This window comes from Pseudomonas aylmerensis (assembly GCF_001702265.1).
GTDB lineage: Bacteria > Pseudomonadota > Gammaproteobacteria > Pseudomonadales > Pseudomonadaceae > Aquipseudomonas > Aquipseudomonas aylmerensis.
Genome location: NZ_MAUE01000041.1, coordinates 1 through 12,273, shown reverse-complemented (window position 1 = coordinate 12,273; position 12,273 = coordinate 1). Strand labels below are relative to the sequence as shown.

The following is a 12,273-nucleotide window of genomic DNA, read 5'->3' as shown; positions in this document are numbered from 1 at the left end:
GGCCTTATTCAGGGTGTGTCAGTCAATGTCCGCAATGTCCGCCGTTAACCTTTCCGTCATTGGCTTGATTGCCAAGGCGCAAGGTTGCGTTGCGCACGCCCTCAAATCGAAGAAACAGTCGCTCATGTGACCGGGGCGCGCTGTCCCGTCAGATGAGCTGACAGGACATTGAGCGCGACGGACTCCCTCCCCTTTGCACAATTCCCCATGCCCTTCTGACGGTGACTCAAGCGGTCAATCATCAGGAGAAAATGCATGTCCTCGTTTCAAGGTATCTGGGTTCCCGTAGTCACGCCGTTCCATGACGGCGCCATCGATTTCATCGGCCTGCACCGACTGGTCAACCACCTGCTGGAACAGCACGTAGCCGGAATCATGGTGTGTACCACCACCGGCGAAGCGGCGTCGCTGAGCCGTGCGGAACAACTGGCCGTGCTCGATGCGGTGTTGCAATGGGTGCCGGCGCACCGCGTGGTAATGGGCCTGGCGGGCAATAACCAGGGTGAACTGCTGCAGTTCCAGGGCGAGGTCCTCAAGCGCCCGGTGGCTGGCCTGCTGGTGCCCGCGCCGAGCTACATCCGCCCGTCCCAGGCCGGCCTTGAAGCGTTCTTTCGCACAGTGGCCGACGCGTCCAGCGCGCCGATCATTCTCTACGACATTCCCTACCGCACCGGCGTGACCTTCGAGCAGGCGACCTTGCTCAACATCGTTGCGCACGAACGCATCGTGGCGATCAAGGATTGCGGCGGCAACCTGGACACCACCCTGGCGCTGCTGGCCAGTGGTGCGGTGGATGTGTTGTGCGGCGAGGATATCCAGATCTTCAATGCGCTGTGCCTGGGTGCCAGCGGTGCGATTGCGGCATCGGCGCATGTGCGTACCGCAGAGTTTGTGGCGCTGTGTCAGCAGGTGCACGATAACCAACTGACCGAGGCCCGGGCGACGTTTTTGGAATTGGTGCCGTTGATCAATACGATGTTCATGGAGCCCAACCCGGCACCGGTGAAGGCAGCGCTGGCCCTCGAAGGTTTGATCAGCGACGAGCTGCGCGCCCCGATGCAACGGGCCAGCGAGGCGGTGGTGACACGGTTGCGTGAGCTTCCAGGGGTTCGCGCATAAGCGCTGATAAACAGGCCTCTTGTTGCCAGGGCCCGCATTTTTCTGGTGAGCGGGCTTTTTTTTGTGGTGAACCGACTTTTTTGTGGTGAGCAGGCTTTTTTTTCTGGTGAACCGGCTTTGTTGTGGTGCGCAGGCTTTTTTGTGGTGAGCGGGCTTGCGCGTTGGGCTGCGCAGCAGCCCCAAAACCATCCACCGAGAATTGCCTGACACACCGCATCTGGCGGACTGGGGCTGCTTCGCAGCCCAACGCGGGGCAAGCCCGCTCGCCACAACAAGCGCGCTCACCACAACAAAGCCTGCTTGCCACCAAAAACTCACTTGCCACAATCCGCCCACTTGCCACAACAGCTCAGCCTGATTCAGAACCTCAACCCTGCCTCGCCATATGCAACCTGTGCAGCGTGATCTCGCGCACGGCCTGTTTACTCAGTTCAATATGGCGCTTGAGCAGGTGCTGCGCCTGATCGGTCTGGCGTTGCAGGATGGCCGCGAGGATTTGCCCGTGCTCCTCGTACGTCGCCGCAATGCGTGACGCCTGGGTAAAGTCGAGCCGGCGGATGATGCGGATTTTTTCCGTAATGGCGTAATGCATACGCGCCATTTCGCCATTGCCCGTGGCGTGCACCAGGTCACAATGAAAACGCTCATCCAGCGCCGAGACGGCCTGGGTGTCCTGCAGACGCTCCCCGGCTTCTACCTGCCAGGTCGCCTGCAAGGCCTGCAATACAGGGCTCGGTTCGTCCATCGCGCACAAGCGGCTGACCGCTGCCAGTTCCAGCACAATGCGCACGTCATACAGCTCTTCGAAATACGCGAAGTCGAACGGCTTGACCTGCCAGCCGCTGCGAAAATACACCTGCACGTACCCTTCCTTCTCCAGGCGATAAAGCGCCTGGCGCACCGGGGTACGGCTGGCCTGCATGCGCATGGCCACGTCACCTTCGCTGAAGCGATCGCCCGGCAGCAGGCGGAACTCGAAAATATCCGCCTTGAGCTGCGCATAGACCTGTTCAGCCAGGCTGTGCGGCCGTGGCTTGGCGGTTGTCATCGTCGCCAGTTGCATGCCTACCCCCGGCTCGCAATAAAGGCGCGCCAGCCGCCAAACTCGGTGATGTCGAGGGCGTCGGCCAGGGCCCAGGGCTCGCAGATAAAACCTTTGACGCTGCGCCCATCCGCCAGCAGCAGATTGCCGATTCCCAAGGGCGCCGGGATCTCGGCGACGAATTCACCGAAGCGCGCAATCGGCAGGTCCCACAGCTCGACAACAATCGCACGCCCGCTGTCTGCCCTGGCCAGCCCAGGCTTGGGCGGCACGGTGCCCGGCAGGGCATAGAGCCGATAGTTGTCGGCCGTCAGGGTTTGCTCTACCAACACCGCGTTGCGCGAGGTCAGCTGCACGTTCAGCGGCATGCCGGTCAGGTGCGCGCCCACTACCGCCACCCGCACGCTGCCAGGCGCCTGCAGCGCGGTGGCCGGCGCGGGCAAATAACGTTCGGTGGCACCCAAGGGCAGGTCCAGGCTGGCCTGCCAGCGTTTGCCCAGGTGGGCCAAGGCCGTGTCGTGCCAGGCCGGTGCCAGCAAGGTGATGCCGCTGGGCAACCCATCGCTGCGCAGGCCCGCCGGGAGCGCCAGGGCCGACAGGTCGGCGAGGTTAGTGAAGTTGGTGTAATAGCCGAACTGCGAGTTGTAGCGCACCGGCTCCTGGGCCATTTCCGCCTGGGTGCGAAGCGTTGGCGACGTGGGCACCAGCAACGCGTCGAAACTCGCCAGCGTGTCGTTGATGCGCCGGCTGAGCTCGGCCCGCAAGTACTCAGCCTTGTAGGCGTCGCACGCGCTGTACTGGCGGCCACTCTCGACAATGCCGCGCACCACGGGGTTGATCGCCTCCGGTTGCTGCTCCAGCATGCGTTCCAGGGCGACGGTACGCTCGGCGACCCACGGGCCGAAATACAACTGGTCCGCGAGGGCCTTGAACGCGCTGAAGTCCACCGGTGTGATCACCGCGCCCAGGGCCTTGAAGCCTTGCACCGCGTGCTCAAACACCGCCTGGTTGAGGGTATCGCCAAAAAACTCCAGGCTCGCCGGAATCGCCAGCTTGATCGCCGCCCCCACCGCGACCGGTGCGGTATGCGGGTTCACACGGGAATAGGCGTCGCTGGCATCGTAGCCCTCAGCAACGCGCAGCACGCTTTCGGCGCATTCGACGGTCAACGCAAACACCGAGATGCAATCCACGGTGCGGCACGCCGGCACCAGCCCGGTATTGGACAGGCGGCCCTTGGTCGGTTTCAACCCGACGATATTGTTGAACCCCGCCGGCACGCGCCCGGAGCCTGCGGTGTCGGTGCCCAGGGAAAACGCCACCAGCCCACGCGCCACCACCGACGCCGAGCCTGAGCTGGAGCCTCCGCTGACGTAATCCGCGTCAAAGCTATTGCCCACCGCGCCGTAGGGCGAGCGTGTGCCCACCAGGCCCGTGGCGAACTGATCGAGGTTGGTCTTGCCCATCAGGATCGCGCCGGCTTCGCGCAGCCGTTGGACTACAGATGCATCCTGCGCCGCCGTGTAGGCAAATTCGGGACAGGCCGCCGTGGTCTCCCAGCCGGCCGCATCGATATTGTCCTTGATCGCGAACGGCACGCCATACAGCGCCAGCTGGGTGACATCACCGTCTACCGCCGCCAGGCGCGCGCTCAACTGCGCCAGTTGTTCGGTCAGCTGCGCCGGGGTCGCACGGGCGATCCAGGCGTTGTCATCGCCGGGGTACTCAGCGGCGAGGGTCAGCAGAATATCCGGGGTGATGCTGCCGCTACGGTAGCCGTCAAGCCACTCGCCGAGGGTCCAGCCAAACGCGTTGTGCATGGGAAACTCCATCTTGTATCCAAGTTTGGATAAGTGGAAGCAAACCCCAGGCCAACCTCGAAACCCAATGAATGCGCGGGCATGCACTCAAACCCTGCCCGCTGATAGCGCACCCACCCATCGCCCATGCGCCAAAAAAAGACATTCAGCGGACCGCGCGGTTGCGACCCGCCCGATACCGGCCTATGTTCCAAGCCATGCCGTGCATTTTGCTGTCCATCCCATTCGCAATCAGGTGAAGACATGCCCACGCTTTCCCGCCCCGCCGTCCTCGAGCTGATCGGCAATACGCCGCTGGTTCGGGTCAGCCGTTTCGATACCGGCCCCTGCACACTCTTTCTCAAACTTGAATCACAGAACCCCGGTGGCTCCATCAAGGACCGCATCGGCCTGGCCATGATCGACGCCGCCGAACGCGACGGCCGCCTGCGCGAAGGTGGCACCATTATCGAAGCCACCGCCGGCAACACTGGCCTGGGCCTGGCGTTGGTCGGCCGGGCGAAGGGCTATCGGGTGGTGCTGGTGGTGCCCGACAAGATGTCCACGGAAAAGGTGCTGCACCTCAAGGCCATGGGCGCCGAAGTGCATATCACCCGCTCCGACGTGGGCAAGGGCCACCCCGAGTACTACCAGGACGTGGCCGCGCGCCTGGCCAAGGATATTCCCGGTTCATTCTTTGCCGACCAGTTCAACAACCCGGCCAACCCCCTGGCCCACGAAACCAGCACCGCGCCGGAAATCTGGGCGCAGACCCAGCATGATGTCGACGCAATCGTGGTGGGCGTCGGCTCGGCCGGCACCCTCACCGGCCTGACCCGCTTCTTCAAGCGCGTCCAACCGGAACTGGAAATGGTCCTGGCCGACCCGGTGGGCTCGGTGATGGCCGAATACAGCCGCAGCGGCCAGCTGGAAACTCCCGGTTCCTGGGCCGTGGAAGGCATCGGCGAAGACTTCATCCCCTCGATTGCCGACCTCTCCAGCGTGCGCCACGCCTTCTCCATCAGCGATGAAGAAAGCTTCGACCACGCGCGCCAACTGCTCAAGGCCGAGGGTATTCTCGGCGGTTCCTCCACCGGCACCCTGCTCGCCGCCGCCCTGCGCTATTGCCGCGAACAGATCGAACCCAAGCGCGTGGTGACCTTTGTGTGCGACACCGGCACGCGCTACCTGTCGAAGGTCTACAACGACCAGTGGATGAACGACGCCGGCTTGTTGCAATACAAACACTACGGCGACCTGCGCGACCTGATCGCGCGGCGCTTCGAAGATGGCCGCGTGATCAGCGTGAGCCCCGACGACACCCTGCTCACCGCCTTCCAGCGCATGCGCCTGGCGGATGTCTCGCAACTGCCGGTACTGGTCGACGGCCAGACGCTGGTCGGCGTTATCGACGAGTCCGACATCCTGCTCGGCCTGCATCACGACGCGGCAGATTTTTCCATGGTCGTCGCCAGCGCCATGACCGATCACCTGCAGACCCTGGCCCCCAGCGCCAGCCTCGCCGAACTGCAGGCGGAACTGGATCGCGGCCTGGTCGCCATAATCGCCGACGCCTCGGGCTTCCACGGCCTGATCACGCGCGTCGACCTGCTTAACCACCTGCGGAGATCCCTTGTATGAGTCAGCCCGATAAAAGTGCATTTGCCACCCGCGTGATCCACGCCGGGCAATCACCCGACCCGACCACGGGCGCGCTGATGCCGCCGATCTACGCCAACTCCACCTACCTGCAAGACAGCCCCGGTGTACACAAGGGCTTCGACTATGGCCGCTCCCACAACCCCACGCGCTTTGCCCTGGAACGCTGCGTCGCCGACCTCGAAGGCGGCAGCCAGGCGTTTGCCTTTGCGTCCGGGCTGGCGGCGATTTCCACCGTGCTGGAACTGCTCGACGCCGGCGCTCATATCGTCTCCGGCAATGACTTGTACGGCGGTACCTTCCGTTTATTCGACAAAGTGCGCCAACGCAGCGCCGGGCACCGCTTCAGCTTTGTCGACCTGAGTGACCTGTCGGCTTTCGAAGCCTCGTTGCAGGACGACACGCGCATGGTCTGGGTCGAAACCCCGAGCAACCCGCTGCTGAGCCTCACCGACCTCAGCGCCATCGCACGTATCTGCCGCGACCGCGACATCATCTGCGTGGCCGACAACACCTTCGCCAGCCCCTGGATCCAGCGCCCGCTGGAGCTGGGCTTTGATGTGGTGGTGCACTCCACCACCAAATACCTCAATGGCCACTCCGACGTGATCGGCGGCATTGCCATCGTCGGCGACAACCCCGCGCTCGCCGAACGCCTGGGCTTCCTGCAGAACTCGGTCGGCGCCATCGCCGGCCCCTTCGACGCCTTCCTGACCCTGCGCGGCGTGAAAACCCTGGCGCTGCGCATGGAACGCCATTGCAGCAACGCCCTCGACCTCGCCACCTGGCTGGAACAGCAACCGCAAGTGGCGCGGGTGTACTATCCGGGGCTCACGTCCCACCCCCAGCATGAACTGGCGCGCAAACAGATGCGGGGGTTTGGCGGGATGATCTCGGTGGACCTCAACAGCGACCTGGCGGGCGCCACGCGCTTCCTGGAGAACGTCAAGATCTTCGCCCTGGCCGAAAGCCTCGGCGGCGTTGAGAGCCTGATCGAGCACCCGGCGATCATGACCCACGCCAGCATCCCCGCCGCCACGCGCGCGCAGTTGGGGATCGGCGATGGGTTGGTACGGTTGTCAATGGGGGTCGAGGATGTGGAGGATTTGCGCGCCGACCTGGCCCAGGCGTTGGCGCAGATCTAACCGAAGAAACGGGCCTTTGTGGGAGCTTGGCCGGCGATGCAATCGCCGACCAAGCTCCCACATAAGTCCATCAGCTTGACGTTACATTGGCCCGTGCGCTGTGCAGTTTCTTGTAGCTGTCGATCAGGCGCAGATGCCGGTCCAGCCCTTCCAGCTTCATGCTGGTGGGCGTCAGCCCGTAGAAGCGCACGCTGCCCTCGACCGAGCCGATCACCGCGTCCATTCGCTCATTGCCAAACATGCGGCGGAAGTTGGCTTCGTAATCCGCCAGCTCCAGGTCTTCGTCCAGTTCCATCTCCAGCACCGCGTTCACTGCCTGGTAGAACAGCCCGCGTTCGACGGTGTTGTCGTTGTACTGCAGGAACATCTCCACGCACTCCTTGGCCTCTTCGTACTGCTTGAGGGCGAGGTAGATCAGCAGCTTCAGCTCCAGAATGGTCAGTTGGCCCCACGCGGTGTTGTCGTCGAACTCGATGCCGATCAAGGTGGTGATGTCGGTGTAGTCGTCCAGCTCGCTTTCCACCAGGCGCTCGGCCAGTGCCTGCAGCGCCTCGTCGTCGAGGCTGTGCAAGTTGAGGATATCGGCGCGGAAAAACAGCGCCTTGTTGGTGTTGTCCCAGATCAGGTCATCCACCGGGTAGATTTCCGAGTAGTCCGGCACCAGGATGCGGCAGGCCGTGGCGCCGAGGTGTTCGTACACCGCCATGTAGGACTCTTTGCCCATACCTTCCAGAATGCCGAACAGCGTCGCGGCTTCTTCGGCGTTGGAGTTTTCCCCCTGGCCGGAGAAGTCCCACTCGACGAATTCGTAGTCCGACTGGGCACTGAAGAAGCGCCACGAGACCACGCCGCTGGAATCGATGAAGTGTTCGACGAAGTTGTTCGGCTCGGTCACTGCGTGGCCTTCGAAAGTCGGCTGGGGCAGATCGTTCAAGCCTTCGAAACTGCGGCCCTGGAGCAGCTCGGTGAGGCTGCGCTCCAGCGCGACTTCCAGGCTCGGGTGTGCGCCGAACGAGGCGAATACGCCGCCGGTGCGCGGGTTCATCAGGGTCACGCACATCACCGGAAATTCACCGCCCAGGGACGCGTCCTTGACCAGTACGGGGAAGCCCTGGGCTTCCAGGCCCTGGATACCGGCGAGGATGCTCGGGTATTTGGCCAGCACCTCGGCCGGCACATCCGGCAGGGCGAATTCGCCTTCGATGATTTCGCGTTTCACCGCGCGCTCGAAGATCTCCGACAGGCACTGCACCTGGGCTTCGGCCAGGGTGTTGCCGGCGCTCATGCCGTTGCTGAGGTAGAGGTTTTCGATCAGGTTGGAGGGGAAGTACACCACTTCGCCGTCCGACTGGCGCACGAAGGGCAGCGAAACGATGCCGCGTTCTTCATTGCCGGAGTTGGTGTCGTACAGGTGCGAGCCGCGCAACTCGCCGTCGCGGTTGTAGATCTTGAGGCAGTAGGCATCGAGGATTTCGCTCGGCAGCTCATCCTTGCGACCCGGCTGGAACCAGCGTTCGTCCGGGTAATGCACGAATGGCGCGTTGGCCAGCTCTTCGCCCCAGAACTGGTCGTTGTAGAAGAAGTTGCAGTTGAGCCGCTCGATGAATTCGCCCAGCGCCGAGGCCAGTGCGCCCTCTTTGGTCGCGCCCTTGCCATTGGTGAAGCACATCGGCGAATGCGCATCGCGGATATGCAGCGACCAAACGTTGGGCACGATATTGCGCCACGACGCGATCTCGATCTTCATCCCCAGGCCGGCGAGGATCGCCGACATGTTGGCGATGGTCTGCTCCAGCGGCAGGTCCTTGCCGGCGATATAGGTGCCGGCTTCGGTGCCCACGCCAGGCATCAACAACGCCTGGGCGTCGGCGTCGAGGTTGTCGACTTCTTCGATCACAAACTCGGGACCGGCCTGCACGACTTTCTTCACGGTGCAACGGTCGATGGAACGCAGGATGCCCTGGCGATCTTTGTCGGAAATATCGGCGGGTAATTCAACCTGGATCTTGAAGATCTGGTTATAGCGGTTTTCCGGGTCGACGATGTTGTTCTGCGACAGGCGAATATTGTCGGTGGGGATATTGCGCGTCTGGCAATACAACTTCACGAAGTACGCCGCGCACAACGCCGATGACGCCAGGAAGTAATCGAAAGGCCCCGGCGCCGAGCCATCGCCCTTGTAGCGAATAGGCTGGTCGGCAATGACCGTGAAATCATCGAACTTGGCTTCAAGTCGGAGATTGTCGAGAAAGTTGACCTTGATTTCCATGCGGGCACACCAGAATAACGGGCTATATAAAAATGGCCGCCATTATGAAGTGTTTCACCGGGAAGTTTCAGGCTTTTGACCAGTGGCTGGCGAATTGTCGAATGTGCATTAACCTTTTGGCAGTTGGCGCCGATGGACTGAGTGCAACCAGGGAGTAGTCGGAATGCGCAACAACCAGCCTGTTACACAACGCGAGATTTCACTCGCGTCTTCGCAAAAACTCATCTCCGCCACCGATGTCCGGGGTGTGATCACTTACTGCAACGATGCCTTTGTCGCCATCAGCGGATTCAACCGCGCCGACCTGATCGGCGCGCCGCAAAACATCGTGCGTCACCCCGATGTCCCCCCCGCCGTGTTCGCGCACATGTGGAGCGCGCTCAAGCAAGGCCTGCCCTGGATGGGCATCGTCAAGAACCGTGCGAAAAATGGCGACCATTATTGGGTCAACGCCTATGTCACCCCCATCTTCGAAGGTGCCAATGTGGTCGGTTTCGAGTCGGTGCGGGTCAAACCCAGCGCCGATGAAATCCGTCGCGCCGAGGCGCTGTACCGGCGTATCAGCCAAGGCAAGCCAGGCGTGCCGCGCCAGGATGCGTGGCTGCCGGCGGCCTTGAGCTGCGTGCCCTATGTGGCGACCGCCGTTGCCGGCAGCGTTGCCGGGTTGTTCCTCAGTGCACCGCTGGCTATCGCGGTGGCCGTGGCGGTCGCAGTGCCCGTGGGTGTGCTGTGCTCGCGCGTTCGCCAGGGCAGCACTTTGCGCCTGCTGGCGGGTGTCGAGCCGTCGACCTCGGATGCCTTGATCGCGCAGATGTACAGTGACGCACGCGGGCCTCAAGCCCGTTTGGAAACCGCGTTTCTCAGCCAGACTGCACGCCTGAAGACGTGCCTGACCCGCCTGCAGGACAGCGCCGAACAACTCAGCGCCCTCGCCGGCCAATCCGATCGATTGGCCACGGCCAGCTCCAACGGCCTGGACCGTCAACGCGTCGAAACCGAGCAGGTCTCGGCCGCCGTCAACCAGATGGCCGCGACCACCCAGGAAGTCGCCAGCCACGTGCAACGCACCGCCGATGCCACCCAGCAAGCCAACGTGCTGACCGGGCGTGGCCGCGAAGTGGCACGCGATACCCGCGAAGCCATCGAGCGCCTGTCTGCCGTGGTCGGCGAGACGGGCGTCACCGTGGCGCAGTTGGCCAAGGACAGTGACGAAATCGGCAGCGTGGTGGATGTGATCAAGGGCATCGCCGACCAAACCAACCTGCTCGCGCTCAACGCCGCGATCGAGGCCGCGCGCGCCGGCGACATGGGCCGTGGTTTCGCGGTGGTGGCCGACGAAGTACGCCAGTTGGCCCAGCGCACCACGCAATCAACCACCCAGATCCACGCGTTGATCACTCAGTTGCAGGCATCTTCCAACAATGCCGTGCAAAGCATGCAACACGGCCAGCGCCAGGCCGAGGAAGGCGTGGCCTGGGTGCTGGAAGCGGACCAGGCACTGGTGGGCATCAGCGAAGCGGTGTCGCATATCACCGACATGACCACCCAGATCGCCGCCGCGACCGAGGAACAAAGCGCGGTCGCCGAGGAGATCAGCCGCAACATCACCACCATCGCCGAACTGGCCGACCAGACCTCGATCCAAGCCCATCAATCCACGGACCTGAGCAAGGAACTGACCCATACCGCGTCCACCCAATACGCCTTGGTTGAACGCTTCAACCGCTGAGTGCGATGGGGTGGGCGGGCTTCCTGTGGCATAGGACATTCCTGTGACATAGGAAGCCCTGGGCAAAGGACCCTCCTATGGCAAAGGTTCTTCCTATGGCAAGGCGCCCTCTGTGGTAAACGACCTTCCTGTGGCAGAGGCGCCCCCTGTGGCAAAGGACCTTCCTGTGGCAAAGGCGCCCTCTGTGGTAAAGGACCCTCCTGTAGCAAAGGCGCCCCCTGTGGCGAGCGGGCTTGTCGAATCGTCGCACCGCCCGCGTTGGGCTGCGCAGCAGCCCCAATACCCTCGCCTGACATTGCACATTCTGCTTGATTACGGCCCCTGCGCAGCCCAACTCGAGCAGTGCGACGATTCGACAAGCCCCCCACCCCAGCAACTCTATCCCCCATAAGCTACCCACGCCTTTGCGACCTGGACCTGCTTGAGGTAACGTCCACCCACGCGCCCTCATGAAGCCCCTCGCCATGTCCATTGCCGATAACCTCATCGCCTTTACCTTCGCCGCCACCCTGCTGACGCTCACGCCCGGGCTCGACACCGCACTGGTGCTGCGGACCGCCACGGTAGAAGGCAAACGCCAGGCGCTGCAGGCCACCCTGGGGATCAACGCCGGTTGCCTGCTGTGGGGCGCGGCGGTGGCCTTCGGCCTGGGCGCGTTGATTGCGGTGTCCGAGGTGGCATTCAACCTGCTCAAGTACTGTGGCGCTGCCTATCTGGCCTGGCTGGGCTTGAACATGCTGCTGCGTCCACGTCGCTCACTGGCGCCGGCTTCGCCCGAAGCGAAGCCCGTCGGCAACTGGTTTATCAAGGGCATGCTGGGGAATGTGCTGAACCCCAAGGTGGGAATTTTCTACGTGTCCTTCCTGCCGCAATTCATTCCGCAAGGGCATTCGCTGATCGCCTGGACATTCGGCCTGGTGAGCATCCACGTGGTGCTCGGGCTGCTGTGGTCGCTGGTGCTGATCGGCGCCACGCAGCAACTGTCCGGCTTTCTGCGCCGCGAGCAAGTCATCCAGTGGATGGACCGCACCACCGGCGTGATCTTCGTGTTGTTTGCCGCGCGGCTGGCGTTCAGCAGGCGCTGAGCAATTGGCTATCCGAACCACGCGCAACGCCAACATGACTGAATTCCTCAGGGTGAGACAGAGCCCCCCCCCCCTTGTGGGAGCCGTCGAGCCCTGGCGAGGCCGCGAAAGCGGTGTGTCAGGCACTAAATTCATTGGCAATGCCGCCGCCTTCGCGGCCTCGCTGGGGCTCGACGGCTCCCACATTTGGTTTTTGGGGCGGCGGATTATGGGGTGTGACTCAAGGCTGCTTGCGGTAGACCCGTATCGAGGCCAACACCGCCGATCCCCTGTGGGAGCCGTCGAGCCCCGGCGAGGCCGCGAAAGCGGTGGGTCAGGCACTAAATTCATTGGCAATGCCGCCGCCTTCGCGGCCTCGCTTGGGCTCGACGGCTCCCACATTTGATCTTTGGGGCGGCGGATTATGGGGTGTGACTCAAGGCTGCT

The 12,273-nt window shown here is 63.0% G+C and carries 8 protein-coding genes and 1 pseudogene; 6 read left to right on the top strand and 3 right to left on the bottom strand.

Annotated features, from left to right (window positions below; translation table 11 throughout):
* Nucleotides 1-255 precede the first annotated feature (255 nt).
* Nucleotides 256-1,119 (top strand): 4-hydroxy-tetrahydrodipicolinate synthase, encoded by an 864-nt coding sequence (gene dapA, locus BBG20_RS24620; RefSeq protein ID WP_065908071.1) that lies wholly within the window; start codon nucleotides 256-258, stop codon nucleotides 1,117-1,119.
* Nucleotides 1,120-1,486: 367 nt separating this feature from the next.
* Here dapA and BBG20_RS24615 read toward each other — a convergent pair whose 3' ends face one another.
* Nucleotides 1,487-2,182 carry a GntR family transcriptional regulator gene (locus BBG20_RS24615; protein WP_065908070.1) on the bottom strand — a complete coding sequence of 232 codons (696 nt, stop codon included), beginning with the start codon at nucleotides 2,180-2,182 and terminating at the stop codon, nucleotides 1,487-1,489.
* A 2-nt stretch (nucleotides 2,183-2,184) separates the two neighbouring features.
* The gene (gene atzF, locus BBG20_RS24610; protein WP_065908069.1) at nucleotides 2,185-3,981 is read right to left on the bottom strand and encodes an allophanate hydrolase; all 1,797 of its coding nucleotides are present in this window, start codon (nucleotides 3,979-3,981) and stop codon (nucleotides 2,185-2,187) included.
* A 243-nt stretch (nucleotides 3,982-4,224) separates the two neighbouring features.
* On the opposite strand from atzF, the gene BBG20_RS24605 reads away from it, so the two are divergent.
* Together BBG20_RS24605 and BBG20_RS24600 are read left to right on the top strand one after the other, a co-directional pair.
* On the top strand, nucleotides 4,225-5,601 hold the full coding sequence (locus BBG20_RS24605; RefSeq protein WP_065908066.1) for a pyridoxal-phosphate dependent enzyme: 1,377 nt from the start codon (nucleotides 4,225-4,227) through the stop codon (nucleotides 5,599-5,601).
* Nucleotides 5,598-6,764, top strand: a complete 1,167-nt coding sequence (locus BBG20_RS24600) for a cystathionine gamma-synthase (protein ID WP_065908064.1) — start codon at nucleotides 5,598-5,600, stop codon at nucleotides 6,762-6,764. The genes BBG20_RS24605 and BBG20_RS24600 overlap by 4 nt, the downstream gene beginning before the upstream one ends.
* A 70-nt stretch (nucleotides 6,765-6,834) precedes the next feature.
* On the opposite strand, the gene BBG20_RS24595 is transcribed toward BBG20_RS24600, so the two are convergent.
* A complete protein-coding gene (locus tag BBG20_RS24595) occupies nucleotides 6,835-9,033 on the bottom strand; it encodes an OsmC domain/YcaO domain-containing protein (protein WP_065908062.1) in 2,199 nt (732 codons plus the stop codon).
* Nucleotides 9,034-9,196: 163 nt separating this feature from the next.
* Here BBG20_RS24595 and BBG20_RS33645 point away from each other — a divergent pair.
* The 3 genes and pseudogenes from BBG20_RS33645 to BBG20_RS24585 all read left to right on the top strand — a co-directional run.
* Nucleotides 9,197-9,463: pseudogene (locus BBG20_RS33645) on the top strand (PAS domain-containing protein); the annotation flags it as partial.
* 264 nt (nucleotides 9,464-9,727) lie between these two features.
* On the top strand, nucleotides 9,728-10,762 hold the full coding sequence (locus tag BBG20_RS24590) for a methyl-accepting chemotaxis protein (RefSeq protein ID WP_450091346.1): 1,035 nt from the start codon (nucleotides 9,728-9,730) through the stop codon (nucleotides 10,760-10,762).
* Between the two features lie 464 nt (nucleotides 10,763-11,226).
* Nucleotides 11,227-11,847, top strand: a complete 621-nt coding sequence (locus tag BBG20_RS24585; protein WP_065908058.1) for a LysE family translocator — start codon at nucleotides 11,227-11,229, stop codon at nucleotides 11,845-11,847.
* The last annotated feature ends 426 nt before the right edge of the window (nucleotides 11,848-12,273 follow it).